Origin of the sequence: Bradyrhizobium viridifuturi, from assembly GCF_001238275.1 — a bacterium.
In the GTDB taxonomy this organism is placed as follows: Bacteria; Pseudomonadota; Alphaproteobacteria; order Rhizobiales; family Xanthobacteraceae; genus Bradyrhizobium; species Bradyrhizobium viridifuturi.
Window position 1 is genome coordinate 16341 of record NZ_LGTB01000033.1, and the last position, 26149, is coordinate 42489.

Here is a 26149-nt window from a genome sequence, read left to right on the forward strand (position 1 = left end):
GTATGAGTACGACCACAACGCTCTGCACGACACCATGATCACGTCCATCATTGCTGACCTGCCCGCGCCGTTCGTGCTCGCGGTCGCGCTCGCCGGCGTTTTCCTGATCGCGTTCATGAAGGGCGCGTTCGGCGGCGGCTTTGCCATCGTCGGCATTCCGCTGCTTTCGCTGGCGATGGATCCGATCGCGGCCGGCGCGCTGCTCGCGCCGCTGTTCGTGGTGATGGACATCACGGCGCTGCGGTTCTGGCGCCCCAATACATGGTCGCGGGTCGACCTCGCGATGCTGCTGCCCGCGCTCGTCGTCGGCATCGGCCTCGGCTATTTCGTGCTGCGCGATCTCGACCGGCATGCGTCGAGATCGTGATGGGCCTGGTGACGCTGGTGTTCGCCGCGCTGTGGTTCATCGGCGGCGGCGAGATCAAGCCGCGTCCGCGCTCGACCATCAAGGCCACCTTCGCCGGGCTCTCCTCCGGCGTCACCACGATGGTCGCGCACTCCGGCGGGCCGCCGCTTGCGATCTATCTGCTGCCGCTCGGCATGTCGAAGGCACTCTACGCCGGCACCACCAGCCTGTTCTTCACGGTCGGCAACCTCCTGAAGGCAGGCCCCTGGCTGGTGCTCGCGACGCCGTCGCGGAGCCTATGGATGCTGATGGCGCTGTGCGTGCCGGCCGTGCCGGTCGGGGTCTGGGCCGGCTGGCGGCTGCACGAGCGCCTCGACCAGCGTGCGCTGTACCGCCTCTGCTACGCCATCCTCGTCGTCACCGCGGCCAAGCTGCTGTGGGACGGATTGGCCGGATACATTCACCTCTGAACGTTGCCGGCGTTGTTGCCTCTCGTCAGGACGATCGCGCGCTCCGGCTGCCGCTCACGCTGACCGCAAGCGGCCCGATCTCCTCGAGCGGTCCGACCTTCTCGTCCGGCTCGAGCCGCTTGCGCGCCACGAAGGAGAAATGACGGCGCAGCTTCAGGATCGGCTTCTCGATGCAGTGCCAGGAGAACGCCGCGAACGCCGTGATCAGCACCAGCGCGAGGGCGAACTGGACGGTCAGCGACACATTCGGCAGCCACACTTTCACCACCTGCTGCATCGGAAAGCCATACAGATAGATGCCGTAGGAGTAGTCACCGTTCGAATACAGCGGCAGCCGCGGCAGATTGGAGACGCCGAGGAACACGGTGATATAGACCAGCGCCGGCGCGATGACGGCATTGAGGACGGGCTGGGTCATCCAGGCCGCCGGCCCGAGCAGTATGGCGCCGAGACAAAGCGCACAGCAGGCGGCGAGAATGCGCCCGTCATAGGGAATGCGGTCGCGGTAGAGGTAGACTACGATTGCGAGCAGACAGGCGACCGGCAATTTCGCACCGCGTCCGAGAAACAGCGCCGTGCTGAAGATCTTGTCATGCAGCGTGCCCGCGACGCCGGCAGGCAGCTGGGAGGGAGCAGCGGCATGCCCCGTGAAGGTCAGCGCGAGGCCGAGCCCCACCAGCACGATGACACCGATCACGATCAGTACCGGCTTGCGCAGCAGCCCCAGCGCCATGATGACCGCCATCACCGCGTAGCAGCCGTATTCGAATGGCACGGTCCACAGCGAACTGTTGACCTCCGGCGCGGGATTGCCGTTGAACACGCCCGGCAGCGTGTAGTTCACCAGGCCGACGACGTTGGTAAAGTATTTCCAGGTGCCGGCGCTGGTGAAATAGTCGGAGAGCGGCAGCGTCGTGAAGATCGGCCCGAGGATCAACGCCGACAGCACGATCTCGACCGCGAGCGCCGGAATGATCCGCAGGCCGCGATTGATCAGGAATTCCTTAACGCTGAGCCGCAGCCCGCTTGCCGCGATCAGAAACCCGCTCAGCGCGAAAAACATCACGAGGATCGCAAATTGCGGAAACCAGAGGACCGACGTCGGATCGGAATCGCCGCGACCGGTGGCAACATAGGGCGTATGCCCCGCGACGACGGCGATCGCGAGCGCCACACGGAGAAAATCGAACCCGGGACCAAAGCCTTTCTGCCGATCCAGCATGCTCCCAATCGAAGGCGCTGGCATGATTTCCACTCCATTCCGAACCACGCCTTCGGACAGCAAGGGCCATGCCAGGAAAAATGTCTTGGGACGGGACACCTCCCGGCAACCCGGCCTTAACCCTTCGACGAAACACGGACGAAACAAACCCCTAACGCCACGAAACCATTTTGGCGATTTCGTGCAAACGTCCTGAAACGCCTCACCTGTACTGGTTTGACCCAACGACGCGCCGGAACTGGCGCGCAGGGCGCAAACAACAGGGGTCGACAATGTTCAATTCCATCAAGCTGAACGCACGTCTCGCTGCCGCCGCCTTCGGTGCGCTGGCAATTGGCACCGTTGCCTTCTCGAATTCCGCCGCGGCCGCTCCGCTGCCGATCTTCCCCTTCATCCTGACGCCGCCGACCGAGGCGGTGCAGCCGCCGGTGCAGTCGATGCCGCAGGCGCAGGAAGAAGACCGCTCCGTCGAATTGCCCGCCCGCCTGCGCCGCCAGGTCGTGGCCTATCCGACCCGCGAGGCGCCCGGCACCGTTATCATCGACACCCCGCACACCTATCTCTATCTGGTGCTCGGAGGCGGCCGGGCGATGCGCTACGGCATCGGCGTCGGCCGCGACGGCTTCACCTGGTCGGGCACCCAGACCATCACCAAGAAGGCGGAATGGCCGGATTGGACCCCGCCGCCGGAAATGATCGCCCGCCAACCCTATCTGCCGCGCCACATGGCCGGCGGCCCCGGCAACCCGCTCGGCGCCCGCGCCATGTATCTCGGCGGCACCGTGTACCGCATCCACGGCACCAACGCGCCGGAGACGATCGGCACCCACGTCTCCTCCGGCTGCCTGCGGCTCACCAATGAGGACGTCACGGACCTCTATTCGCGGGTCAGCGTCGGCACCAAGGTGATCGTGCTGCCGATGACCGACCGCCGCGCCGATCTCGGCTCGGCCGTCCGCTAAGCCCCGACACATTCAGACATCGACGACGGCTCCGGCATCCATGCCGGGGCCGTTGTCGCGTTCATAATCGTTAACGTCCAGGTGATCGCTGCTTCCGCCCCTGAAGCAGCTTGATCCCGCCACACTGGCGCCGTCGTCGGGGGGCCTGTACAACCCGTCAAGTTGATTTTCATCCGGGGGGACGATGCGTCTACCGATGCATCCAAGGACGATCGCGCTCGGGCTCACGGTGGTGGTGCTCTCGTTCGCGATCAGCCTCAAGGCCATGGACTGGCTCGCACCGAGCGTCACCGTGCAGACACCGCCGCTGGTACAACTGCCGCCGCTGCCGCAGGCGCCGCGCTCCTCGACGGTCGTGGCGCAGGTATCGGTCGCGCTGTCGGCGATCCGCGATGCCGCCGAACGCGGTGCGCCGAAGACCTTCGGCGGCAAGGCCGACAACCCGGTCCAGCAAATCCTGCAAAATGCCGATATCGGCTGGACCGCGTCGCGCGGGCCGATTGCGGCCACCGGCGCGCAGGACGTGCTGACGCTGACGACCCCGATCAACGGCACGCTCAAGGTCACCGGCTCGCTGTCGGACAAGGCGACCGGCGCCGTCACCAACGCGCTCGGCAGCCTGCTCGGCGGCAATGTCGCCAAGCAGATCGGCTCCGTGAACATCAAGAACGTCAACGCCAACGCCGACATCAAGGGCAGCGTCACGCTGACCGCGCGGCCCAAGCTCGGCGCGTCCTGGCGGATCGAGCCGAACCTGCAGGCGCAGGTCAATCTCGGCGACACCAGCCTGTCGGCCGCCGGCGTCCGCATCAACGTGCCGGCGCAGGTCAAGCCTGTCATCGACAAAGCGGTCGCCGACCAGATTTCCGTGGTCGAGGCGCGATTGCAGAACAACCCGGTGTTCCAGAACGCCGCCCGCACGCAATGGGCCAAGGCCTGCCGCTCGATACCGCTGCAGGGCACCGGCGGCACCGCGTCGATGCCGCCGATGTGGCTCGAGCTGCGGCCGACCCGCGCGATCGCCGCGCAGCCGAAGGTCGATGCGTCCTCGCTGATCCTGACCATGGGGATCGAGGCCGAGACCCGGATCACGGAGACGCAGACCACACCGAACTGCCCGTTCCCCGACAAGCTCTCGATCGTGCCGCCGATGCCGAGCCAGGTCTCGGTCGGCCTGCCGGTCGACATGTCCTTCACCACGCTGACGCAACTCGTCGAGGCGCAGCTGAAGGGCAAGACCTTCCCCGAGGACGGCTCCGGCCCGGTCGACGTCACCGTCAAGAGCGCGAGCATCGCCGCCTCCGGCGACCGGCTCCTGATCTCGCTTCTCGTGCACGCCAAGGAGAAGAAGAGCTTCTTCGGCCTCGGCGCCGAGGCGACCGTGCACATCTGGGGCCGGCCGCGGCTCGACCAGGCGGCGCAGACGCTGCGGCTGACCGATGTCGAGCTGGCGGTCGAGTCCGAGGCCGCGTTCGGCCTGCTCGGCGCTGCCGCGCGCGCGGCGATCCCGCATCTGCAGCAGGCGCTCGCCGACCGGATGGTGGTCGACCTGAAGCCATTCGCGAGCAACGCGCAGCGCAAGATCGCCGCCGCGATCGCCGACCTGCAGAAGAACGAGGAGGGCATCCGGGTCGACGCCGACGTCAACAGCATCCGCCTTGCCGGCATCACGTTCGATTCCAAGACGCTCCGGGTGGTCGTGGAAACCGACGGCACCATCAAGGCCGCCGTCACCGCGTTACCGGCGCTGTAACGAGGGCTGCCCGCTCCTGGCGGCGAGAGGCGAACGACCTCGGCCGCGCCCAGCCCCCCTGCGCATGCCCAAAAAGTCGTCTTTGCGACAGGTTGCCGCACCGGATAGAAGGTGCCCCGTGGAAGCGAACTTCGACCAAAAACCAGGGAGAGAAACACGATGAAATCGCTCTTGGCCGCAGCGGCGGCCAGCCTCGCGCTTGCGGCCTCCGGCACCGCGGCCAACGCCCAGATCTCCGACGACGTCGTCAAGCTCGGCGTGCTCACCGACATGTCGAGCCTCTATGCGGACGCCACCGGCAAGGGCTCGGTCGCCGCCGTCGAGATGGCGGTCGCCGATTACGGCGGCAAGGTGAAGGGCAAGCCGATCCAGGTCGTCGTGGCCGATCATCAGAACAAGCCCGACGTCGGCGTCAGCATCGCGCGCAACTGGTACGACAACGACAAGGTCGATGCGATCCTCGACGTTCCGACCTCTTCGGTCGCGCTGCCGATCTCGGCGCTGACGCGCGAGAAGAACAAGATCCACATCAATTCCGGCGGCGGCTCCTCCGATATCACCGGCACCGCCTGCTCGCCCAACACCGTGCACTGGACCTACGACACCTACGCGCTGTCGAACGTCGCCGGCAAGGCGATGGTCAAGCGCGGCGAAGACACCTGGTTCTTCGTCACCGCCGACTACGCCTTCGGCATGGCGCTGGAGCGCGACGCCGCCAACGTCGTCAAGGAGACCGGCGGCAAGGTGCTCGGCGACGTGCGCCATCCGCTCAACTCGTCGGACTTCTCGTCCTTCCTGCTGCAGGCGCAGGCCTCCAAGGCCAAGGTCGTGGCGCTGGCCAATGCCGGCGGCGACACCACCACCGCGCTGAAGCAGGCCGCCGAGTTCGGCCTGACCCAGGGCGGCCAGAAGCTGATCGCGCTGCTGATGGAAATCACCGACACCCACGCGCTCGGCCTGAAGGCGACGCAGGGCCTGATCGTCACCGACGCCTTCTACTGGGACATGAACGACGAGACCCGCGCCTTCTCGAAGCGCTTCAACGAGAAGGTCGGCCACATGCCGACCATGATCCAGGCCGGCCTCTATTCGGCGACCATGCATTACCTGAAGGCGATCGAGGCGATCGGCACCGACGAGGCGCCGAAGGTGATGGAGCAGATGCGCAAGACGCCGATCAACGACTTCTTCGCCAAGAACGGCCACATCCGCATCGACGGCCGCATGGTGCACGACATGTACCTGTTCGAGACCAAGAAGCCCGAGGAATCCAAGAACGAGTGGGATCTCTACAAGCTGATCGCCACCGTGCCCGGCGACGAAGCGTTCCGTCCGCTCGACAAGGGCGGCTGCCCGCTGGTGAAGTCGAACTGACGCACGCCGCCGCGAACGGCCCGGTCCGCCGAAATGCGGACCCGCCAGCAGCCCGCCAAGAGCCAATGAAAACGCGCCCGGCCATACCGGGCGCGTTTTTCATGTCGCGGCGGCCATCGATGATTGCGTCGTCAGCCGGCGCTATCCGGCATTCGCGCTCGGGATCATCCACGTCGAATAGGTCTGCCAGACGCCATCGCCGAGATTGCGTTGATAGGCGATGAAGTCGGCATGGTCGCCGTGCACGAGCTCGTAACGATAGTACCTTGAGAGGTCGTCGATCTGCTTGGTCATGGGACGTCTCCGTCGTCAGGGAAAGTCACTGTGTTTCCACGTAGTCAGGACGCGTCTGTGGTCAATAGGATGATATTCATCATTTAATCACAGACGCGCGAGCTTCAGCGGCCGGCGCGATGCGCGCGGGCACGCGGCGCGTCAGCGATGCCGACGCCGCTCTCCAGCGCCTGGAGCCTCTGCAGCACCGCGGGCGGCTCGAGCACGAGTTTGGCCGCAGGCGTCGGCGCGCCGTTGTTGAGCACGTCCCGATATGGATAGAGCGCCTGGAAGGCGGCCGGCTCGGAGATCGCGGCCTGGGCCGAGGCCGCCGTCGCCGCGACGGCGGACAACGCCGCAGCCAGCGCGATGGTTTTGAACGTCCTGGCGAGGTGGGAAATCCTGGTGGTCATGGTAACGCTCCCGCGATTTATTACATCGCATACGATTAACTCGTTCGCGCTTGATAAAGGCACGGCGCGGCCTGCATTCAAGTATCCCGATTTAATCGGATACGATTTATTCGGGCGCGGGCCTTCAAATATCCGTGTGAACCGCGGGCCATGCGCGGCCGGCAAGGCCGCTCTGTTCGCGCGGCCGGCGCTTTCGGAAATTCTTCCGGTGGACTGCGAAGGACCGACCGGCGACAAACGCGCGAGTGAACCACGCGTGCGCGACCGTGGCAGTCATCGGACTGTCAGGAGACTGAGACAAGAAGACGCCTGCGTCGGCCGCGTCGGCTCGGCACTTTGGCATCGGCCGATGCCGGAAAGAGATGGAGCGGGCCCGTGAAGCAGATGCGTTCAGGACGGAAACAAGACATTGGAGCGATGCTGCTCGGCGCGGCCTTGGCGGTGCTGCTGCCGTCGATGGCATCGGCGCAGACCGCCCCGGCACCATCAGGCGCAAAGCCCTTCGTGACCGTCGACGGCAAGTTGCCGCTGGTGATCGGACATCGCGGCGTGCCGGGCCTCGTGCCCGAGGAGACCGAGGCATCCTATGAGCTGGCCGCCGACCTCGGCACCGACTCGCTCGAGGAGGACCTGCATCTGACCAAGGATTGCGTGCTCGTGGCGCGGCATAATCCTTGGCTCGGCGACAACACCAACGTCGCTGAAGTGGCGAAGACCAACGTGCAAGTTGCGGCCCGTAAGCGCACGGCGCCGGGCGTGCGCGTCAAGGTGAAGTGGGCGCAAACCCCCAGCAGCGGGCCAGCCGAATACCTCACCGATCTGATTGATCCGGCCGATCCCAAATCGGTGCTGAAGGCGCTGATCGTCGACGGCGACGACCACACCAACGATTGGTCGATCACCGATTTCACCATGGCCGAGCTGAGGCAGTGGATCGCCGGCACCACCTATGATGCGGCCAACGAACGGCCGAAACTGTTCAACGGCAAATTCCCGATCATCAGCTTCCAGGACATCATCGACATCGCCAAGGCCAAGAGCAAGGCGACCGGGCGCACGATCTCGGTCTATCCGGAAACCAAGAATCCGACCTGGAACAACGCCCAGGCGGTCGCCAACGGCTGCGGCGCGCCCGGCAGCCATCCGCTCGAGGATGCCCTGATCAAGATCATCAAGGAGAACGGCCTCAACTCGAAGGACGCGCCGATCATCGTGCAGAGCTTCGAGCCCGGTAGCCTGAAATACATGCGCAGCCATGGACTGGAAACGCGGCAGGTCCAGCTCCTCGACGGCAACGGCGTCGACTTCAAGACCGGCAAGGTGCTGCTCAACAACATCGCCAATTCCCGTCCCTACGACTGGACGGTCGCAGGCGACGGCCGCACTTTCGATGCGATGCTGACCCCGGAAGGCCTCGCGGAGATCAAGACCTATGCCGACGGCATCGGTCCGTGGAAGGCCTATATCGTGCCCTACAAGATCTCGCCGTGGAGGGACGCTGGCGCCGACGGCAAGCCCTACAAGGGATCGACCGCGGAGGCCACGACACAGGACGCGACCAGCGTGATCGCCGACGCGCACAAGCTCGGCCTGTTCGTGCACGTCTTCACGTTCCGCAACGAGAAGAAATATCTGGCGGCCGACTATCGCGGCGACCCGGCCCAGGAATATCTCAGGTTCTTCCGTCTCGGCGTGGACGGGGTGTTTACGGATTTCACCCACACCGGCGTTGCCGCCCGCGCCGCTTACTTGCGCGAACTCGGCTGGTGAGGCTGGCGACGCAAGTTGCGCTCGGCATAGCAAAACGCGCCCGGCATCACCGGGCGCGCTTGTCTTTTGCGCGACGCGATGCGCCTTACTGGGTCGTGTACTTGAACTCAGGCATCGCCTTCAGCTCATCCTTGGTCGCGTTGAACACGGCGTGGTCCGGATACCAGGGATTCGGCTTTGACGCCGTCGCCGCGGGCGCCGCGCCCGTGGTCGTCGTCTTGCTGGTGCTGCTGGCGCCGGCGCCGGTGTTCGAGGCGCTCGTATTGGCGACCGGCTCATTGACGAACTTCACCTTGTCGAGCGGCACGGCGACCAGGTGTTCGCCGACGCCAAGGAAGCCGCCGACGCCGATGACGACAGCCTTGATGGCGCCGCCCTTGTCCATCAGCAGATCATTGATCGAGCCGACGCTCTCGTTCTTGTCGTTGTACACGCTCAGGCCCACGACTTTCGACGCGCGCCAGTCCCCCGTATAGGAGGTTGGCGAGGTGGCCGTCGTCGACGCCGGAGGTGCCATCTTGTTGTCGGCCTTGTCGGCGGGAGTCTGTGCGACCGCGACGGTCGCAAGCAGGGCCGAGCCGGCCACGCCGGCAACGATGGATTTGATCAACATATGCGCTCTCCTCAGTTCGCAAAATCGATGCTGGGAGAACCCGGGATGCGGGCTACCGTTCCTATCGGACCTGCGCTCAAAGGCCGCCCCCATGTGCAGGAACGCCATGGAAACAGCGCGGCAAGCCGGTGCTGTCGACCTTCCGCGGATGGAACGTCGCACGCCTTGACGAGAGCGATCGTGATCTTTCAAGTGGGCTGCGGTTGAGCCTCACGACTGCGCCGGACGCGCAGTCCCCGATGTGACGATGTTCGGCTCACCAAGTCGTCTCGGCGAACCGCGCTGCACAAGCGGACACGCGCCCCCGCAGCAGCCGCATCATCGATCGACATGCGTCGATCATGCGCACGCCTGACAGCGCGCTCAGAAGCCGCCCCAATAAGGCGGCACGCCGTAGAAGCGATGCAGCTCGACTTCCTGCGAGCGGTCGCCCCAATCGAAATCCTTGTCGGCGCGGAACGACGGCGCGCGCTTCAGCTCGTCATCCTCGATGTCGAGCTCGTAGGCTTCGAACTTCGGGTTGTAGTGCAGCCGGCCCCACGGCAGCGGAATCAAATTGGTTCCGATCCCGAGGAAGCCACCAAAGCTCAGCACCGCGTACGACACCTTGCCCGAGACCTTGTCGATCATCAGCCGCTCGATGTGCCCGATCATGTCGCCATTGGCCCGGCGCACCGCCGTCCCCTCGACGCGATCGCTTGCAATGAGCTGATGCGGCCTTGTCCTGACATCGACAGACATCTCACCCTCCCTGTCCGGAAAGAGAAACAACGCGTCGCCGGGGGAACGGGTTCCGGCCCCGGATATGACAGCCGCCCTTCCCTTCTCGGCCCGCCACGGCGGCCCGGAGCGGAGCTCGGACCTTGGAGAGTTCGACCCGCATTTCAACGGATTAGGCTTGATGACAGAACGATAACTTTTCACCGCTCCGCCGACCTGTTAACCCGTTCTGCCGGGCAAGATTTCAGACATACACTGAAACAAAATTCCTGAGCCGCTTCCCCCGAATCACGGACAAAAGAGTCGGTATGACCCAGCTGCGCCCAATATCCTCGTCGTCGAGGACGACCGCGAAACGCGATCCCTCATCGCAAAATATCTCCGCACTAATTCCTGCCATGTCACGACCGCCTCCGACGGCCGCGAAATGGCCAAGGCCATGACCGATCACCGGGTGGATCTGCTGGTGCTCGACGTCATGCTGCCCGGCGAGGACGGCCTCAGCCTGTGCCGCAAGGTGCGGGCGGAGTCGCAGACGCCGATCATCATGCTGACCGCGCGCGGCGAGGACGTCGACCGCATCCTCGGCCTCGAGATGGGCGCCGACGACTACCTGGCCAAGCCGTTCAACCCGCGCGAGCTGCTGGCGCGGATCAACGCGGTGCTGCGCCGGCAGGCCGCCGCACGCAACGCCAGCGCGATCGAGGGCGCGACCACGCTGAGCTTCCTCGGCTGGCGCATCGACATCCGCCTGCGCGAGCTGCGCAATCCCGAAGGCGCGCGCGTCGCGATGACCAGCGCCGAGTTCGACCTGCTGCGCACCTTCTGCGAACGGCCCGGCCGCGTGCTGTCGCGCGACAGCCTGCTCGACCTGACGCAGGGCCGCAGCGCCGGCTCGTTCGAGCGTTCGATCGACGTGCTGGTCAGCCGCATCAGGCGCAAGATCGAGCCCGATCCGCAGGAAGCCACCATGATCAAGACGGTGCGTTCCGGCGGCTATGTGTTCACTCCGAGGGTGGAGGCGGTTGCCGCCACGAGCAACTGACCATGAAGCTGCTGCGTGTGCTGAGTCTGCGGGGGATCGGCGCCCAGATGGCGGCGCTGGTCGTCGTCTCGATCGTCGCGCTGCACCTGATCATCACCGCCACCTTCCTGATCCATCGCCCTGACAGGCCGGAGCCGTCCGATCGCTGGCACACCCAGCTCGCCGCCGCCGCGCAATTGCTCGGGCACGCCCCGGCATCGGAGCGGCCGCGTCTCCAGGCCGATATCATCAGAGCCTTCCCGCAGCTTGCGGTCAGCGACCTGCCGGCCGATACCAGCGGGCTCACCGAGACCGACCCGCCGAACCTGCACGCGCTGCGCCGGCTGGGCGCCGGCTATCATGTCTACTCCCTGCCTCGCGAGGCGGGCAGCACGTCGCGTGACGGCGAGATCCGCCGCGTCGCGATCCGCCTGCCTGACGGCAGCATGTTCGGCGCGAACCTGATGCCGGACCAGCACCTGCGGCCGTTCTGGGGCGGGCCCTGGATGATGACGGTGCTGTTCGCCGTCATCAGCGTCACCCTGCTCGGCCTGTGGGCGGCATGGGCACTGACCGCGCCGCTGTCGTCGTTCGTCAAGGCCGCCGAGACCTTCAGCCTGAACGGTGCCGCCGCGCCGCTGCCCGAGCGCGGCCCCGAGGAGATCCGCTCGCTGGCCAAGGCGCTGAACCGGATGCGCGAGCGCATCACTGCACTGATCGACGACCGCACCAAGATGCTGGCCGCCATCAGCCACGACCTGCGCACGCCGATCACACGGATGCGGCTGCGCGCCGAGTTCATTGAGGACGAGACCCACCGCCACCGCATGCTGCGCGACCTCGACCAGATGCGCTCGATGCTGGAATCGGTGCTGTCGTTCCTGCGCAACGACCGCAAGCTCGAGGAGATGACGCTGGTCGACATCGCGAGCACGCTGCACCTCGTCACCGACCAGTTCGCCGACATGGGCCACAAGGTCAGCTACGAAGGTCCGCAGCACGCGATGGCGACCGCGCGGCCCGCCGACCTGCATCGCAGCATCACCAATCTGGTCGACAATGCCGTACGCTTCGGCGGCGAAGTCGCCGTCCGCCTCGACGTCAGGCCGGATCGTCTCGTCATCGACATCGAGGATGACGGCCCCGGCATTTCGGACGCGCACAAGGCGAGCGTGCTGGAGCCGTTCGTGCGCGGCGACCAGGCACGCAACATGGATGAGGCCGAAGGCTTCGGCCTTGGCCTGTCGATCGCCAACGCCATCGTGCTCGCGCACGGCGGCACGCTGTCGCTGCACGATCGCAAGCCGCACGGGCTCGTGGTCCGGATCGAACTGCCGGCGCGGCAGCAGCCGCAGCAGGTGGCGCGCAAATCCGCGGCCTAATGAGGCTGACCTGATCGGCGACGACGAAGCTGACCGATAACTAGGGCGTCAGGCGGCGAGCGGCCTGAGCTGCGCGGTATCGTAGATCGCGACAGCCTCGAAGCGGTAATCGCAGGCGCGGCAATTCCACAGGAACGACGTGCGCCCCTCGCTGTGCTCCACCCAATCGGGGCGGGCAATCGGCTTGCCGCATTGCGCGCAGGGGTTTTCGCGAGGCATGTAGCCGGTGTCCTGACGGACCATGGCGCATCTCCCGAATGTTGTTTCTTGCGTGCTTTGGAACGGACAGACGCGCTGACCCAACACGCGCGCTCTGTCGTTCGATCAGTGTAGACCCTTGTTGAGTCGTTTGCACGACAAACCGCTGTGGATAGCGTGCGGCAAAATCGGCAGAGAAGTTTTGCGGTCAAGTTCTCTGCTCGGACAATTTTCAGCTGAAACAATTGAAGCAGACAATTTGAAGCATCTCGCAATCGCGTCGTGCCACTCACCGCAGGTCCGGACAATCACGGACGCAGAACGTTCGCTGATGCGAAGGTTTTGCCACATTCCTGCCCGCTCGCCGTACCAATGAGACCGCAGAACCGACGCGCGTTTGATCACCCGGGCGATCCGAGATGAAGACACTTCAGACCCTTAGCTGCCTTGCCGCCGCGATTGCGGTGCTCGCGTCCTGCGCCGGTGCGCATGCACAATCGCGCGCGCAATATGAGGCGATGGTGGCGGCCGAGGCCCAGGCCAATCTGGTGCCGGAGGAGCTGGTGCATCGCGTCATCGTGCGCGAGAGCAAATACCATCCGCAGCTGATCGGGCGCGGCGGCACCATCGGGCTGATGCAGATCAAGCTCGGCACCGCGCGCGGCCTCGGCTACACCGGTACCGCCGAGGGTCTGCGCGACCCCGGCACCAACCTCAAATATGGCGTCAAATATCTCGCCGGCGCCTATCGCGCCGCCAATGGCGACCACGACCGAGCCGTGCGTTATTTCGCGGGCGGGTATTACTACGTCGCAAAGCGGCAGCGCGGCGGTCACCTCAAGGAAGCCAAGCATGGCGGCGCAGGTGCACCGCCCAAGGAGCTCGCCAAGTCGGACCAGATCGCGGCCGACCCTGCCGAGCCGAAGCCGGAACAGGCCGAGAAATAAAGCCGATCGCGTGCGCCGAGCGCTGACGCGCTGGCGCAGTTCTGGCCATCCCCGAGGCGCCCTCTCACCGCAAATCACGCGACCCTGCGGCTGCAACCTCCTGTGAGGCGCTGCGGCGCCACGGCACGCCTGCCGCTGGCATACACGTTGACACAGAAGCCCATCCGCCTACATTAGGGGCGTTCCGAGGGGTGCTCCGAAGGAGGAGCTGAGATACCGCAAGCTTGGGCCTCGCCAGTAGGCGAACAGTCCGGGACCGCGGTGACCCTTTGAACCTGATCCGGGTCATGCCGGCGAAGGGACAGGGATGTATCAGACGTTACGACCGCGGGGGGATTCCCCCGTCACCATCATCGGCGCAGGCATAGCCGGCGCCTGGCATGCGCTATTGCTCGCAGAGGCCGGACGTGCCGTCACCCTGCATGAGCGCAGTGACGCTGGGATGACGGAATCCACAAGCCACTGGGCCGGCGGAATGCTGGCGCCCTGGTGCGAGGAGGAGGCCGCCGAGCCGGTCATCACCCGCCTCGGCATCCGCTCGCTCGATCTGTGGCGACAGCATTTTCCGGAAACCCCGTTCAACGGCTCGCTGGTGGTGGCGCATCCGCGCGACCGCGCCGACTTCGAGCGCTTTGCCCGCCTCACCACCAATCACCGCAGGCTCGATGCCGAGGGCGTTCGCGAACTGGAACCGTCGCTCGAGGGCCGCTTCCGCGAGGGGCTGTTCTATCCCGACGAGGGTCATGTCGAGCCGCGCCGCGTGCTGCCGCGGCTGCATGCCGCGATCGCCAAGGCCGGCGGCGCCATCAAGTTCGGTAGCGATGCCGAGGCTCATGATCTCGACGGCCTCGTGATCGATTGCCGCGGGCTCGCCGCGTGCGACCGCGAGCCGAGCCTGCGCGGCGTCAAGGGCGAGATGATCATCATCGAAACCGCCGAGGTCGAGCTGTCGCGTCCGGTGCGGCTGATCCATCCGCGCTGGCCGCTTTACGTGATCCCGCGCGGCGACGGCCGCTTCATGCTCGGCGCGACCACGATCGAGGCCGAGGACAATGGCGTCAGCGTGCGCTCGGCGCTGGAGCTGCTGGGGGCGGCTTACGTCGTGCATCCGGCGTTCGGCGAGGCGCGCATCGTCGAATTCGGCGCCGGATTGCGTCCGGCCTTTCCCGACAACCTGCCGAAAATCAGGATCGAGCAGGAACGCATCACGGTGAACGGACTCTACCGTCACGGCTTCCTGCTGGCGCCCGCGCTGGCCGAGCTGACGCTCGCCTATCTCCAGCGCGGCGAAATCGACAATGAGGTGATGCAATGCGCGTGATCGTCAACGGTGAGCAGCGCGAGATCAACGCAGCGAGCGTCGATGCGCTGCTGGCTGAGCTCGACTACGAGGGCACGCATTTCGCGATCGCAGTGAATTACGACGTGGTGCCAAAGGGCCGCTGGGCCGAGACCGCACTGAAAGCCGGCGACGAGATCGAGATCATCACGCCGCGGCAGGGAGGGTGATGTGAGTTTGTTCGCACACTCTCTCCTCACGTCCTCCCTGCGAAAGCAGGGACCCATACTCCGCGGCCCTTCAGTGAGGCACGCGGGGCGACGTTCCCTCCGGCAATTGCCCGTCGTGGTTATGGGTCCCGGCCTGCGCCGGGACGACGGCACGGTTTGAGGAGACACTACGGACCATGGTCACCTTCTACGGCAAATCCTTCCCCTCCCGCCTGCTGATCGGCACCGCGCTGTACGCCTCGCCTGCGATCATGCAGAACGCGATCCGCGCTTCCGGCGCCAGCATCGTCACGGTGTCGCTGCGGCGCGAGGCGGCGGGCGGCAAGACCGGCGATGCGTTCTGGTCGCTGATCCGCGAGCTCGGCGTCACGGTGCTGCCGAACACCGCGGGCTGCCGCAGCGTGCGCGAGGCGGTCACAACAGCGAAGCTCGCGCGCGAATTGTTCGGCACGCCCTGGATCAAGCTCGAGGTGATCGCCGACAACGACACGCTGCAGCCCGACGTGGTCGGCCTGGTCGAGGCCGCCACCATCCTGATCAAGGACGGTTTTGAGGTTTTCCCCTATTGCACCGAGGATTTCTCGGTCGCCTCGCGGCTGGTCGAGGCCGGCTGCAAGGTGGTGATGCCGTGGGCCGCGCCGATCGGCAGCGCCAAGGGCATCACCAACCGCGACGCACTGAAACTGCTGCGCGACCGCCTGCCCGACATCACGCTGGTGGTCGACGCCGGCCTTGGCGCGCCGTCGCATGCGGCGCAGGCGCTCGAGCTCGGCTATGACGCCGTGCTGCTCAACACCGCCGTCGCAAAGGCCGCCGACCCGGTTGCGATGGCCAATGCTTTCCGCCTCGGCGTCGAGGCGGCCGCACCGCCTATGAAGCCGGGCTGTTGGAAGCCCGCGACTTCGCCTCCCCCTCCACCCCTGTCGTTGGGACCCCGTTCTGGCATGCCGTATCCTGATCCGTTCTATCCCGTCGTCGACAGCGTCAAGTGGGTCGAGCGACTGACAAAACTCGGCGTCGGCACCATCCAGCTCCGCGCCAAGGAGCTCGACGATGCCGAGGCACTGCAGATCGTCAGCGACGCACTGGCCGTCACGAAGGGCACGCCCACAAAGCTCGTGGTCAACGACTATTGGCGCGCGGCGATCGTCGCCGGCGCCGAGCATCTGCATCTCGGCCAGGAAGACCTCGCCGACGCCGACCTCGGCGAAATCCGTAAAGCGCGGCTGACGCTCGGCGTCTCCACCCATGACGACGCCGAACTCGCCACCGCGCTCGCCGCCAGGCCGGACTATGTCGCGCTCGGCCCGATCTTCTTCACCACGCTGAAGTCGATGCGGTTCGAGCCGCAGGGCATTCCGAAGATCACGGAGTGGAAGAAGCGGATCGGCAATATCCCGCTTGTCGCGATCGGCGGCATCAAATTCGAGCACGCCGCCGAGATCTTCGCCGCCGGCGCCGATTCAATCGCCGTCTCTCCGACGTCACCCAGAACGCCGACCCCGACGCGCGGGTGCGGCAGTGGCTCGGCATCCCTGCGGAGGCCGCATGATGCACACGACACCCCGCTCATACCGTCACCCCCGCGCAAAGGCTTCGCCTTTGTCGCTGGAGGTGGCCGCTTCTTCAGCGGCCCTCGAAGGGCGACGGCCCGGCTCGTCCATCCTTCGAGGCTCGCTTCGCGAGCACCTCAGGATGACGAGAACAACAGCCCTTACGCACACGAATTAAAACGGAGGATCCCTCATGAACATCCGCTCCAACCCCGACACCACTCGTCCCGCCGTCACCACCGGTTCGCTGCCCGCCTCGCGCAAGATCTTCGCGACGCCGGCGAGCGCGCCCGATGTCCGCGTGCCGCTGCGCGAGATCATCCTGTCGGAAGGCGCCGGCGAGCCGAACCTGCCGGTCTATGACACCTCGGGTCCCTACACCGATCCGGCCGTCACGATCGACGTCAACTCCGGCCTGCCGCGCAATCGGCTCGCCTGGGTCAAGGAGCGCGGCGGTGTCGAGGAATATGAGGGCCGCACCATCAAGCCGGAGGACAACGGCAATGTCGGCGCATCCCACGCCGCCAAGGCGTTCACCGCGCACCACAAGCCGCTGCGCGGCCTCGACGGCCACAAGATCACCCAGCTCGAATTCGCCCGCGCCGGCATCATCACCAAGGAGATGATCTACGTCGCCGAGCGCGAGAATCTCGGCCGCAAGCAGCAGCTCGAGCGCGCCGAGGCCGCGCTTGCCGACGGCGAGAGCTTCGGCGCCTCGGTGCCTGCCTTCATCACCCCCGAATTCGTCCGCGACGAGATCGCGCGCGGCCGCGCCATCATCCCCTCCAACATCAACCATGCCGAACTCGAGCCGATGATCATCGGCCGCAACTTCCTGACCAAGATCAACGCCAATATCGGCAACTCGGCGGTGACTTCGTCGGTTGAGGAAGAGGTCGACAAGATGGTGTGGGCGATCCGCTGGGGCGCCGACACCGTGATGGACCTCTCGACGGGCCGCAACATCCACACCACCCGTGAATGGATCCTGCGCAACTCGCCGGTGCCGATCGGCACCGTGCCGATCTACCAGGCGCTGGAGAAGTGCGACGGCGATCCCGTCAAGCTGACCTGGGAGCTCTACAAGGACACCCTGATCGAGCAGTGCGAACAGGGCGTCGACTATTTCACGATCCATGCCGGCGTGCGGCTGCCTTACATCCACCTCACCGCCAACCGCGTCACCGGCATCGTGTCGCGCGGCGGCTCGATCATGGCGAAGTGGTGCCTCGCGCATCACAAGGAGAGCTTCCTCTACACCCATTTCGACGAGATCTGCGACCTCATGCGCAAGTATGACGTCTCGTTCTCGCTCGGCGACGGCCTGCGCCCGGGTTCGATCGCGGACGCCAACGACCGCGCGCAATTCGCGGAGCTGGAGACGCTCGGCGAGCTGACGAAAATCGCGTGGGACAAGGGCTGCCAGGTCATGATCGAGGGCCCCGGCCACGTGCCGATGCACAAGATCAAGATCAACATGGACAAGCAGCTCAAGGAATGCGGCGAGGCGCCGTTCTATACCCTCGGCCCGCTGACGACCGACATCGCGCCGGGTTATGACCACATCACCTCGGGCATTGGCGCGGCGATGATCGGCTGGTTCGGCTGCGCGATGTTGTGTTACGTCACGCCGAAGGAGCATCTCGGCCTGCCCGACCGCAACGACGTCAAGGTCGGCGTCATCACCTACAAGATCGCGGCTCACGCCGCCGACCTCGCCAAGGGCCATCCCGCGGCGCAGCTCCGCGACGACGCGCTCAGCCGCGCCCGGTTCGACTTCCGCTGGCAGGACCAGTTCAATCTCGGCCTCGACCCCGAGACCGCGAAGAACTTCCATGACGAGACCCTGCCGAAGGAAGCCCATAAGGTCGCGCATTTCTGCTCGATGTGCGGCCCGAAGTTCTGCTCGATGAAGATCACCCAGGACGTCCGCGACTACGCCGCGACGCTCAACGACCCCTCGGGCGTTGGCGCATCGATGTCAGGCACCATCGAGGACGGCATGGCGACGATGAGCGCCAAGTTCAAGGAGATGGGCGAGAACCTGTATCTCGACGCGGACAAGGTGAAGCAGAGCAATCGGGTGTTGTGAGGACATCGCCCTCACCGCTCGTCATGCCCGGGCTTGACCCGGGCATCCATCAAGAACGAAGAGACCGGGCGATCGCCCGGTCTTTTTCTTTTAGAGGCGCGCACCCACGAGCTCACTGCCTATGTGCGGATCGTACAGGCTCGATCACGACGGCAGCCGGCCCGAGCCCGAGGCCTAACGCTGCGGCACAGACACCCGCTGTCCCGCCGAACCATTGATTTGGATCAACGAAAGATCCGCGATCTCGTCGCTTTCTATGATGCCCAACAGCGAGGGCCCGCGTCGGGGTGTCATTCCGCTCCCTCCAAATAGACGATGTAGCGACAATTCCACGTCAGGCGGCAGAGATTGCAGCGCAGCCCATTGCCTTCAACTGGAGAGTTTCATGAAAACCTTCAATGCGGTGCTATTCGTACTTCTCGTTACGCAATCGGCATCGACACAGGCTGGAAGTCTGGACGGAGCCTGGACGATGGACGCCTCTGCCTGCAATCAGATCTTCACCAAGGAGAACAACAAGCTCGCCTTCAAGCGGGATGCTGATCTCCACGCCGGCGGCTTGATCGTGCAGGGAAAGCAAATCACCGGCACATTTCAAAAATGCACGATCAAATCGTTGCACGATGACGGGCAGAATGTCCGGCTGATCGCAGCGTGCTCGGACGGCATCGCGATTTCAGATGTCACATTCGACGTGAAACTCTCTGGCGAGAACACGATCACGCTCAGCTCCAAAGAACCGGTGTCGGTGGAGACGCCGTATGTTCGCTGCTCGATGTGAGGTCGGTGGCGACGGCTAGGTCGGGTTAGCCGAGGGCGTAACCCACCGATGCCTCCTCGACTTCCGCGGGCAGGACCAGTTCAATCTCGGCGTCGATCCCGACACCGCGAAGAACTTCCACGACGAGACCCTGCCGAAGGAAGCCCACAAGGTCGCGCACTTCTGCTCGATGTGCGGCCCGAAATTCTGCTCGATCAAGATCACCCAGGACGTCCACGACTACGCCGCGACGCTCAACGACCCGACCGGCGTCGGCGCGTCTATGTCAGGTACCATCGAGGACGGCATGGCGACGATGAGTGCCAAGTTCAAGGAGATGGGCGAGAACCTATATCTCGACGCGGAGAAGGTGAAGGAGAGCAATCGGGTGTTGTGAGGGGGCGCCCTCACTGCTCATTAGGCCCGGGCTCGCCCACGGGGTATCCAAGTATAGAGGCCGGGCGAAAGCCCGGTTTTTTGTTTGAACTGTAGCATATGCCTGCAAGCCCCCTATCAACTTTAGTCGGAGATACACGCAGATCGGCCGACGACTATTTGCAGATTAGAGGCCGGAATGATCAACTAATGGTTGCCAATTTCCCGAACGGTATCTTTGAAAGATTTAAATGTATCATTATGAAGCCCTGGGCGATGAGCGATTTCAGGAATTTTGCCAATCTCTGCTCGTCGCAGCGTTCCCTAATGTTCAGTGCCTACCAGTTGGCCAGCCTGACGGCGGCCGTGATGGTTTCCTGCTCGTCCGTCACCTTCTCGCCAAGGCCTCCGCGAGCGAGAGCGAACTCGTAGTGTTCCAAGTAAAGTACATCAAAAATCCGACAGATTCCCGCAGCGAACGAGACTTAATCCAGCAGGTCGTAAAATCCGAGAAGACCAAGGTAAGGATCTCGCCCTTGTTGAAGCAGCCTCCGAAAAATCGAGTAACATTCAGCCAGTAGGGATTTCTGATCAGGGCTTTGAAGCGATCAAACTTGTCGCCAGTCGCTTCGCCTTCGCCTGACGGATAAGGAGATGTTTCGTACAAGAATCGGGCGACGAAGTACTCTCGAAGAGGCTGGACTTCAAATTCGTACGTGTCTTGCACGCGCGAAACCAATGCTCCCACTCGTTCGATTATTCCGTTGAAGAGAGCGTCGACGATTGTCGTGTCTTCTCCTTCCTTATCGAGATAGGAGAACAGTGTGGCTCGGAGATCACCATATTCGATGCTACCGTCACCACCAGCTTCTGCCGCAGTTTGGAGTTTCCAGGCTAGGAAACGATGGATGTCTATCAAAATGTCTCGGTTGTCTCTAACAACGTCACTCTTCTCGGATTCCCGGCTAAAAAACATATCCATATAAGCGTCGTACATCGCCGTGCGCTTCTAGACCAATTGCTTGTGAGCTTACCCGCTGAGCATTGGGTAATTCTGAGTCGCGAATTCTACATCCTCGCCGGATTTGCCCGGAAAACCGAGGACACATCCTCAGTCACGAGTTCCGACTTGTCTCAATTCGAATCCCTAAGTTCTCGTGTGTGCAGCTTTGTCGGACAGCGACTCCCCCTGAAACTGCAACCGACACTTGGAGCTATAATTGCCTCTGACCCGTCGGCAGAAGTGCCAGAACTCCAATTCGCGTTAGAAGCGGTTGTTAAGTCTTGCTTAGCAGGTTCACCGTGGGCCCATGCGTTAGAGATGATAAGAACTCTATATCTACGCGGGGTTTCAATTCCTATGAACATTCACCAAGGAATCGACATATCTACCGAAGTGGCGGAGAAAATATCACGCGAGCTCGAGCAGTTTCCACTTCCACTCGTCGCCGCAGCCGATAGCTCGCTCCGAGCCAACGCTGGAGCGAAGGCAGAAGGGCTCCAATCTATCGCAAGTCGAGACAAATGGTTCCGCTAAAACGATAGTGTCGTTCTCCAAACGTATTGGATACGTTATGTCAAGGCGTCAGCATCGACTATGTTCGACCCAGCATCCACAGCCACCCCAAACTCAATCTCCTGATATCCCCCCGCCGCCACGCCGTTGATGATCCCCAAGAACTTCGGCGTCCCGCCGTTGTAGACGAAGTAGCGCACGGTCCCTTCCTCGTGCCCCGCGACGTTGGAGTTGTAGCCGGTGAACCAGGACTTGGCTTTGCGCATCAGCATGATCTCGTACATCTTGGCGACGTGCGCGGTCCAGCGCTCCTGCGCCTCCAGCGTCGCGTCGGCGCGGGTCAGGCCACGGTCCCACATGTATTGCAGCAAATTGGTGCACCAGTTGACGCCGTTCTCGATGCCGCGCGGAAAGTTGGTCGAGGCGGAGGCGCTTTGCGGGCCGGTCGGCATCAGCAGGTTCGGGAAGCCGTGCACGAGCATGCCGAGGAAGGTCGACGGCGCCTGCTTCCATTTGTCGGCGAGTTTCTCGCCGCCGATGCCCCTGATGTCGATCAGGTCATAGGCGCCGGTGATGGCGTCGAAGCCGGTCGCGTAGACGATGATGTCGAAGTCGTAGTCGCGCGCCGATGTGCGCAGGCCGGTTTCGGTGATCCGCGCCAAGGGCGTCTCGGAGAGGTCGACGAGATGGACGTTGTCACGGTTATAGGCCTCGAAATACCGTGTCTCCAGCGGCAGGCGCTGCACGCCGAAGCCGTGATCCCTGGGGATCAGCTTCTCGGCGACCCTGGGATCATTGACGCGGCCGCGAATGCGGCCGGCGATATATTCCGACAATTCCGCATTGGCGGCTTCATCCATGAATATCTCGCGGAAGTTCGCGAGCCAGATGCCGAAGCCGGGTTCGTCATAGAGCTTGTCCCAGAGCTTGAGCCGCTCCTCGCGGCTCACCTCGTAGAAGCCGCGCTTGTCGGGGCCGTGCACGAAGCTGCCCGGTGTCAGCGCGCAGGCGGCGAAGATCTCGTCATAGCGCGCGCGGATGTCGGCCATCTCGGCGTCTGATATCTCGCTGTTGTTGAGCGGCGCGCTCCAGTTCGGCCGGCGCTGGAACACCGTGAGCTCGCCGACCTTGTCGGCGATCTCGCCGATCAATTGGATGCCGGTGGCGCCGGTGCCGATCACGGCGACTCTCTTGCCGGCGAGATCGACCGGCTCATGCGGCCAGTAGTAGGTATGGAACGAGCGGCCCTTGAAGTCGTCGATCCCGGGTACGCGCGGCATGGTCGGCGCCGACAGCAGGCCGATCCCCAGCACGACGAAGCGGCAGGTCAGTTCGCGGCCGTCACTGATCCTGAGCTGCCAGAGGTCGCGCGCCTCGTCGAACTGCATGGCCTCGACCTTGCAATTGAACTGCATGTGGCGGCGCAGGTCGAACTTGTCGGCGACGTAGTTGAGGTAGCGCAGGTTCTCCGGCTGACCGGAGAAGCGTTCCTTCCAGTGCCACTCGTCGAGCAGCTCGCGCGAGAACGAGAAGCCGTAGGTGTAACTCTCCGAGTCGAAACGGCAGCCGGGATAGCGGTTCCAGTACCAGGTGCCGCCGAGATCGGGCGCGGCTTCCAGCACGGTCGCATCGATGCCGAGATCGGCGAGCCGCTTGATCTGGTAGATGCCGGCGACGCCGGCGCCGACCACGATCACCTCGTAATGGGTTTTCGTCTCTCCCATGATTCCCGCTCCAAAATTCTTCTTGATCTGTTGGGCCGGATTACAGACCGTTTTGCCGGATCAGGCAACCGCGCCGCAGCGCGCGACTTGCGTTGAGACGCTGCAAGCGCCACATCGATCCCTGCGTTGCAATGCGCGGAAATCCGGACGAGCGACATGGACGACAATCTCACCGGCGTCTGGGACGGCAGCTACGTTCAGCCGAGCGGCATGGTGACGTTCCTGGCGACGCTGATCGACGCCGGCGGTGCACTCGGCGGCAGCGTGACCGAACCTTGCGTCGCACCCGGCTGCCCGATCAGCACCCACAATGCTTCGCTCTCCGGTCACCGATCAGGCAGCGCCGTCACGTTCGTCAAGCGCTACGAGCCGGCTGGCTACGGCTACGACACCGTGCACTATGAAGGCGCGGTCAATGCCGACGCGACCGAGATCGACGGCCGCTGGAGCATCCGCGGCACGGCGTTTTCGGGACGGTTCCTGATGGTGCGCGCGACCGGGCCGGCGCAGGCGGTGACGGCCGAAGACGAGATCAAGGAGCCGGTGCGTTAGCGCTGACGAGATCAGAGGAATCGAGCCGCGACCTCGCGCTGGGCAAGGCAGGGCAATCGCATATGCCTACGGCGATGTCCCGCAGTTCAGGAGGCGCGCCTGGGAGACTTCTGAATAATAGAATAATGCCACTGAGTTGCCCGACATGTCAAGTTGCCGTGTCGAATGCCGGCACGCCGGCTGCTTTGCATGGGGTTGTTTTCGATGTTTTGGCAATGCGCCCCCGAGGACGCAGGCCATATGCGGTTGGAGCCCCCTCACCCCCGCCTCTGCCCGCAGGAACGGGAGAGGAGGATCTACCGACAGCCCTCAGGCCAGCGACGCCAGCTCACGCGCGAGATTGTCGCGGGCGCGGCGGTCATAGGTCGCGGCAAAACCAGGATCGGGGAAGATCACCGGAAGCTCGGCGAAGTGCCGAAGCACCTTGGAACGACCGGCGCGATAGTCGGCATCGCCGACATGGATGAACTCCTGCCGGATCGCAGCCGCATAGGCATCGTACCGCGCGGGCTCGGCGCCGAGGATGCTGAGGTCGATCGAGATCAGGATCGCGCCGAGGCGGTCGCCGGCCTCGACATCATGCGTCTTCGTCAAACGGATCAGGCGGCCGACCTCGTGAGCGATATCGGCGCGAACGTGCCGTTCGGCGAGCTGCGCGCTACGCTCTTCATTGTCGGGCCGGGTCGGATCGTAGACGACATCGTGCCACCAGATCGCTTCCGACAGGATCTCACGCTCGGCCGCGGAAATGCCCTCCACGCGCGCGAGCGCCTCAAGGCAATCCTCGATATGCGCGAGGTTGTGATAGTGGCGGCCCGCCGCCGTGTAGGCGGCGGCCAATTCGTCGCTGTTCATCGCCGAATGATAGAACGACAGTGGCGGAAATGGTAGGCAGGAGCCCGGATGAGCGACTTGCGCGACACCAACCTCCATCGCCTCCCCGATCAGCTCCGCGCCGATCTGCGCCTGGTGTTCGTCGGCACCGCGGCCAGCACGCGCTCCGCCGCGGTCGGGCACTATTACGCGCATCCCGGCAACCGCTTCTGGCGCGCGCTGCATGAGGCCGGCATCACGCCGCGGCGTTATCGGCCGGATGAGTTCGCAGCGCTGCTATCGCTCGGCATCGGCTTCACCGATCTCTCCAAGACCGGCGCCGGGATGGATCATGAGATTGCGCGACAGTCGTTCGACGTTGTGGGCTTCAGAGCGAAGATCGAGACCTACCGCCCGAGGACCATCGCGTTCACCAGCAGGAAGGCGGCGAGCCTGTTTTACAACAGGCCGACCAGCGCGCTTGCGCTGGGGCGTCAGCCATCAACGAGTGGTTTCCCTGACGTGTTCGTCCTGCCCTCGCCGTCAGGCGCGGCGTCCGGGCATTGGAGTTTGCAGCCGTGGCGCGAGCTCGCCGAGTGGATCGCATCGTAGGATGGGTAGAGCGCAGCGAAACCCATCAACTTCCTGACCGCGAAAGAGATGGGTTTCGCTGCGCTCTACCCATCCTACAAGGCCACGAATCGAACCCCGCCTACTCCTTCAACGTGATCGCGAGCCCGCTGAGGTCGACATTGGCCATCAGGCCGACCTGCTTGCCGCTCAGTTCGAGCACGGCGCCGTTCTGGTTGGTCAGCAAGATGCCGCGCACGCCGGCGCCGAGCGCAACGCCCATGCCGGCCGCGGCGTAGACGCCGGCGATATCCTGCGCGCGACGGATATTGCGCACCCGGCCTTGCAACGTGGTCTGGGAGCCGCCGAACACGAGGCCGTAATCCAGCCCGCCGGCGGTGAGCCCGTAGGTCTGGCCCTTGAAGGTCAACACGCCCTTGCCGGCGGAGCCGCCGAAGATCCAGCCGCCCTTGAAGATGACGAGCGTCACGGCGCCCTCGTCGGCCAGCGCGGCGGACGATCCGGAGAGCAGCGCCAGCGCGAACAGCACGGCGCGGGCGGCGGATGACAGTCTCATGGGGGTTCTCCGGACTAAGTGAAGTCGAGATGCGAATCGCGGCAATCCAGCCGACGGGCAGGCACCCTTGAAACGCCTGCGAAACATGCGGGATTGTGCTTGTTCCTGATCTTGCGGAGTCTATCATCGGCCGCGCAGCCGCGCGACGTTGGCGCATGCGCGCGCGCCGCTTTGCCGGATCGCTGAGGAGTTTGCGCAACAGGGATCTGCACAGATGCACGATTTCACCCCATTTTCCGGCTTCGCTGGCGGTGCGCTGATCGGCCTCGCCGCGGCGACGCTGATGCTGCTGACCGGGCGAATCGCGGGGATCACCGGCATCGTCGGCGGCCTGCTCCAGCCCGATACCGCCAACCGAGGCTGGCGCGTCGCGTTCATCGCGGGGCTGATCGCAGCGCCGCTGATTGCAGCGCTGTTCGGCGCGCCGCTGCCGCGGCCGGCGATGAACGGCAGCCTCGTCGTGATCGCGATCGCGGGCGTGCTGGTCGGGTTCGGCACCTGCATGGGCAACGGCTGCACCTCGGGCCACGGCGTCTGCGGCTTCGCGCGGCTGTCCGGCCGCTCGATCGTCGCCACGTTCATCTTCATGACGGCGGCGATCGCAACCGTTGCAATCGTCAGACACGGATTCGGAGGCTAAC

The 26149-nt window shown here is 64.3% G+C and carries 24 protein-coding genes, 4 pseudogenes and 1 riboswitch; of the genes and pseudogenes, 18 read left to right on the plus strand and 10 right to left on the minus strand.

The annotated features are described in order from the left end of the window. Positions 1-34 precede the first annotated feature (34 nt). Positions 35-816, plus strand: a pseudogene (locus ALC15_RS27165) (sulfite exporter TauE/SafE family protein). A gap of 25 nt (positions 817-841) precedes the next feature. Here the strand turns inward: ALC15_RS27165 and ALC15_RS27170 are convergent. Further along, positions 842-2062, minus strand: a complete 1221-nt coding sequence (locus tag ALC15_RS27170; RefSeq protein ID WP_063781884.1) for an acyltransferase family protein — start codon at positions 2060-2062, stop codon at positions 842-844. 248 nt (positions 2063-2310) lie between these two features. Between ALC15_RS27170 and ALC15_RS27175 the strand changes: the two genes are divergently transcribed. The 3 genes from ALC15_RS27175 (at position 2311) to ALC15_RS27185 (ending at position 6127) form a co-directional block, all read left to right on the plus strand. After that, positions 2311-3000: a L,D-transpeptidase gene (locus tag ALC15_RS27175; RefSeq protein WP_050629933.1), complete on the plus strand. Its 690-nt coding sequence runs from the start codon at positions 2311-2313 to the stop codon at positions 2998-3000. Positions 3001-3184: 184 nt separating this feature from the next. Continuing rightward, positions 3185-4753 carry a DUF4403 family protein gene (locus ALC15_RS27180; protein ID WP_050629934.1) on the plus strand — a complete coding sequence of 523 codons (1569 nt, stop codon included), beginning with the start codon at positions 3185-3187 and terminating at the stop codon, positions 4751-4753. Between the two features lie 159 nt (positions 4754-4912). After that, on the plus strand, positions 4913-6127 hold the full coding sequence (locus tag ALC15_RS27185; RefSeq protein ID WP_050629935.1) for an ABC transporter substrate-binding protein: 1215 nt from the start codon (positions 4913-4915) through the stop codon (positions 6125-6127). Between the two features lie 141 nt (positions 6128-6268). On the opposite strand, the gene ALC15_RS44900 is transcribed toward ALC15_RS27185, so the two are convergent. Together ALC15_RS44900 and ALC15_RS27190 are read right to left on the minus strand one after the other, a co-directional pair. After that, on the minus strand, positions 6269-6421 hold the full coding sequence (locus ALC15_RS44900; protein WP_094194135.1) for a hypothetical protein: 153 nt from the start codon (positions 6419-6421) through the stop codon (positions 6269-6271). Between the two features lie 104 nt (positions 6422-6525). Further along, a complete protein-coding gene (locus tag ALC15_RS27190) occupies positions 6526-6813 on the minus strand; it encodes a hypothetical protein (protein WP_050629936.1) in 288 nt (95 codons plus the stop codon). A 417-nt stretch (positions 6814-7230) separates the two neighbouring features. Between ALC15_RS27190 and ALC15_RS27195 the strand changes: the two genes are divergently transcribed. Further along, the gene (locus ALC15_RS27195) at positions 7231-8583 is read left to right on the plus strand and encodes a glycerophosphodiester phosphodiesterase family protein (RefSeq protein WP_094194136.1); all 1353 of its coding nucleotides are present in this window, start codon (positions 7231-7233) and stop codon (positions 8581-8583) included. 85 nt (positions 8584-8668) lie between these two features. Here the strand turns inward: ALC15_RS27195 and ALC15_RS27200 are convergent, their stop codons facing one another. Next, positions 8669-9196 carry a PRC-barrel domain-containing protein gene (locus ALC15_RS27200; RefSeq protein ID WP_050629937.1) on the minus strand — a complete coding sequence of 176 codons (528 nt, stop codon included), beginning with the start codon at positions 9194-9196 and terminating at the stop codon, positions 8669-8671. Between the two features lie 363 nt (positions 9197-9559). Then, on the minus strand, positions 9560-9937 hold the full coding sequence (locus tag ALC15_RS27205) for a PRC-barrel domain-containing protein (protein WP_050629938.1): 378 nt from the start codon (positions 9935-9937) through the stop codon (positions 9560-9562). Positions 9938-10181: 244 nt separating this feature from the next. Between ALC15_RS27205 and ALC15_RS27210 the strand changes: the two genes are divergently transcribed. Next, positions 10182-10961, plus strand: coding sequence for a response regulator (locus tag ALC15_RS27210; RefSeq protein WP_050629939.1), 780 nt, complete (start codon positions 10182-10184; stop codon positions 10959-10961). 2 nt (positions 10962-10963) lie between these two features. Beyond that, on the plus strand, positions 10964-12322 hold the full coding sequence (locus tag ALC15_RS27215) for an ATP-binding protein (RefSeq protein ID WP_050629940.1): 1359 nt from the start codon (positions 10964-10966) through the stop codon (positions 12320-12322). A gap of 48 nt (positions 12323-12370) precedes the next feature. Here ALC15_RS27215 and ALC15_RS27220 read toward each other — a convergent pair whose 3' ends face one another. Beyond that, complete coding sequence (locus ALC15_RS27220) at positions 12371-12565, minus strand: hypothetical protein (RefSeq protein ID WP_050629941.1); 195 nt, start codon at positions 12563-12565, stop codon at positions 12371-12373. Positions 12566-12939: 374 nt separating this feature from the next. On the opposite strand from ALC15_RS27220, the gene ALC15_RS27225 reads away from it, so the two are divergent. The 8 genes and pseudogenes from ALC15_RS27225 to ALC15_RS27255 all read left to right on the plus strand — a co-directional run. Beyond that, a complete protein-coding gene (locus ALC15_RS27225; protein ID WP_050629942.1) occupies positions 12940-13467 on the plus strand; it encodes a lytic transglycosylase domain-containing protein in 528 nt (175 codons plus the stop codon). A gap of 177 nt (positions 13468-13644) precedes the next feature. Further along, a riboswitch (TPP riboswitch) is annotated at positions 13645-13787 on the plus strand. Beyond that, positions 13775-14788 (plus strand): FAD-dependent oxidoreductase, encoded by a 1014-nt coding sequence (locus ALC15_RS27230; protein WP_050629943.1) that lies wholly within the window; start codon positions 13775-13777, stop codon positions 14786-14788. It overlaps the preceding riboswitch by 13 nt. Then, the gene (gene thiS / locus ALC15_RS27235) at positions 14779-14976 is read left to right on the plus strand and encodes a sulfur carrier protein ThiS (protein ID WP_050629944.1); all 198 of its coding nucleotides are present in this window, start codon (positions 14779-14781) and stop codon (positions 14974-14976) included. Before ALC15_RS27230 ends, thiS begins: the two co-directional genes overlap by 10 nt. Positions 14977-15152: 176 nt before the next feature. Further along, positions 15153-15934 (plus strand): annotated as a pseudogene (locus ALC15_RS27240) (thiazole synthase). Then, positions 15921-16528: pseudogene (gene thiE / locus ALC15_RS42220) on the plus strand (thiamine phosphate synthase). Before ALC15_RS27240 ends, thiE begins: the two co-directional pseudogenes overlap by 14 nt. Positions 16529-16722: 194 nt before the next feature. Then, on the plus strand, positions 16723-18621 hold the full coding sequence (thiC, locus tag ALC15_RS27245; RefSeq protein ID WP_050629945.1) for a phosphomethylpyrimidine synthase ThiC: 1899 nt from the start codon (positions 16723-16725) through the stop codon (positions 18619-18621). A gap of 385 nt (positions 18622-19006) precedes the next feature. Further along, a complete protein-coding gene (locus tag ALC15_RS27250; RefSeq protein ID WP_050629946.1) occupies positions 19007-19402 on the plus strand; it encodes a hypothetical protein in 396 nt (131 codons plus the stop codon). Positions 19403-19463: 61 nt separating this feature from the next. After that, positions 19464-19778, plus strand: a pseudogene (locus ALC15_RS27255) (phosphomethylpyrimidine synthase ThiC); the annotation flags it as partial. Between the two features lie 366 nt (positions 19779-20144). On the opposite strand, the gene ALC15_RS27260 reads toward ALC15_RS27255, so the two are convergent. Further along, positions 20145-20753, minus strand: coding sequence for a hypothetical protein (locus ALC15_RS27260; protein ID WP_050629948.1), 609 nt, complete (start codon positions 20751-20753; stop codon positions 20145-20147). Between the two features lie 575 nt (positions 20754-21328). Continuing rightward, positions 21329-22996, minus strand: a complete 1668-nt coding sequence (locus ALC15_RS27265) for a flavin-containing monooxygenase (protein ID WP_050629949.1) — start codon at positions 22994-22996, stop codon at positions 21329-21331. 156 nt (positions 22997-23152) lie between these two features. On the opposite strand from ALC15_RS27265, the gene ALC15_RS27270 reads away from it, so the two are divergent. Then, positions 23153-23548 carry a hypothetical protein gene (locus tag ALC15_RS27270; protein WP_050629950.1) on the plus strand — a complete coding sequence of 132 codons (396 nt, stop codon included), beginning with the start codon at positions 23153-23155 and terminating at the stop codon, positions 23546-23548. A 309-nt stretch (positions 23549-23857) separates the two neighbouring features. On the opposite strand, the gene ALC15_RS27275 is transcribed toward ALC15_RS27270, so the two are convergent. Next, the gene (locus ALC15_RS27275; RefSeq protein ID WP_050629951.1) at positions 23858-24403 is read right to left on the minus strand and encodes an HD domain-containing protein; all 546 of its coding nucleotides are present in this window, start codon (positions 24401-24403) and stop codon (positions 23858-23860) included. A 48-nt stretch (positions 24404-24451) separates the two neighbouring features. On the opposite strand from ALC15_RS27275, the gene ALC15_RS27280 reads away from it, so the two are divergent. After that, positions 24452-24973, plus strand: a complete 522-nt coding sequence (locus ALC15_RS27280; RefSeq protein ID WP_094194137.1) for a mismatch-specific DNA-glycosylase — start codon at positions 24452-24454, stop codon at positions 24971-24973. A gap of 100 nt (positions 24974-25073) precedes the next feature. Here ALC15_RS27280 and ALC15_RS27285 read toward each other — a convergent pair whose 3' ends face one another. Continuing rightward, a complete protein-coding gene (locus ALC15_RS27285; protein WP_050629952.1) occupies positions 25074-25508 on the minus strand; it encodes a hypothetical protein in 435 nt (144 codons plus the stop codon). Positions 25509-25722: 214 nt separating this feature from the next. Between ALC15_RS27285 and ALC15_RS27290 the strand changes: the two genes are divergently transcribed. Continuing rightward, complete coding sequence (locus ALC15_RS27290; protein ID WP_050629953.1) at positions 25723-26148, plus strand: YeeE/YedE family protein; 426 nt, start codon at positions 25723-25725, stop codon at positions 26146-26148. Position 26149 lies beyond the last annotated feature (1 nt).

Coding starts and splice junctions, on each gene's coding strand:
- ALC15_RS27270 (WP_050629950.1), top strand. CDS start 23,153: ATGGACGACAATCTCACCGGCGTCTGGGACGGCAGCTACGTTCAGCCG.
- ALC15_RS27280 (WP_094194137.1), top strand. CDS start 24,452: ATGAGCGACTTGCGCGACACCAACCTCCATCGCCTCCCCGATCAGCTC.
- thiC (WP_050629945.1), top strand. CDS start 16,723: ATGAACATCCGCTCCAACCCCGACACCACTCGTCCCGCCGTCACCACC.
- ALC15_RS27260 (WP_050629948.1), bottom strand. CDS start 20,753: ATGTACGACGCTTATATGGATATGTTTTTTAGCCGGGAATCCGAGAAG.
- ALC15_RS27225 (WP_050629942.1), top strand. CDS start 12,940: ATGAAGACACTTCAGACCCTTAGCTGCCTTGCCGCCGCGATTGCGGTG.
- ALC15_RS27220 (WP_050629941.1), bottom strand. CDS start 12,565: ATGGTCCGTCAGGACACCGGCTACATGCCTCGCGAAAACCCCTGCGCG.
- ALC15_RS27290 (WP_050629953.1), top strand. CDS start 25,723: ATGCACGATTTCACCCCATTTTCCGGCTTCGCTGGCGGTGCGCTGATC.
- thiS (WP_050629944.1), top strand. CDS start 14,779: ATGCGCGTGATCGTCAACGGTGAGCAGCGCGAGATCAACGCAGCGAGC.
- ALC15_RS27200 (WP_050629937.1), bottom strand. CDS start 9,196: ATGTTGATCAAATCCATCGTTGCCGGCGTGGCCGGCTCGGCCCTGCTT.
- ALC15_RS27230 (WP_050629943.1), top strand. CDS start 13,775: ATGTATCAGACGTTACGACCGCGGGGGGATTCCCCCGTCACCATCATC.
- ALC15_RS27285 (WP_050629952.1), bottom strand. CDS start 25,508: ATGAGACTGTCATCCGCCGCCCGCGCCGTGCTGTTCGCGCTGGCGCTG.
- ALC15_RS27250 (WP_050629946.1), top strand. CDS start 19,007: ATGAAAACCTTCAATGCGGTGCTATTCGTACTTCTCGTTACGCAATCG.
- ALC15_RS27195 (WP_094194136.1), top strand. CDS start 7,231: ATGCTGCTCGGCGCGGCCTTGGCGGTGCTGCTGCCGTCGATGGCATCG.
- ALC15_RS27215 (WP_050629940.1), top strand. CDS start 10,964: ATGAAGCTGCTGCGTGTGCTGAGTCTGCGGGGGATCGGCGCCCAGATG.
- ALC15_RS27265 (WP_050629949.1), bottom strand. CDS start 22,996: ATGGGAGAGACGAAAACCCATTACGAGGTGATCGTGGTCGGCGCCGGC.
- ALC15_RS27275 (WP_050629951.1), bottom strand. CDS start 24,403: ATGAACAGCGACGAATTGGCCGCCGCCTACACGGCGGCGGGCCGCCAC.
- ALC15_RS27185 (WP_050629935.1), top strand. CDS start 4,913: ATGAAATCGCTCTTGGCCGCAGCGGCGGCCAGCCTCGCGCTTGCGGCC.
- ALC15_RS27170 (WP_063781884.1), bottom strand. CDS start 2,062: ATGCCAGCGCCTTCGATTGGGAGCATGCTGGATCGGCAGAAAGGCTTT.
- ALC15_RS27180 (WP_050629934.1), top strand. CDS start 3,185: ATGCGTCTACCGATGCATCCAAGGACGATCGCGCTCGGGCTCACGGTG.
- ALC15_RS27175 (WP_050629933.1), top strand. CDS start 2,311: ATGTTCAATTCCATCAAGCTGAACGCACGTCTCGCTGCCGCCGCCTTC.
- ALC15_RS27190 (WP_050629936.1), bottom strand. CDS start 6,813: ATGACCACCAGGATTTCCCACCTCGCCAGGACGTTCAAAACCATCGCG.
- ALC15_RS44900 (WP_094194135.1), bottom strand. CDS start 6,421: ATGACCAAGCAGATCGACGACCTCTCAAGGTACTATCGTTACGAGCTC.
- ALC15_RS27205 (WP_050629938.1), bottom strand. CDS start 9,937: ATGTCTGTCGATGTCAGGACAAGGCCGCATCAGCTCATTGCAAGCGAT.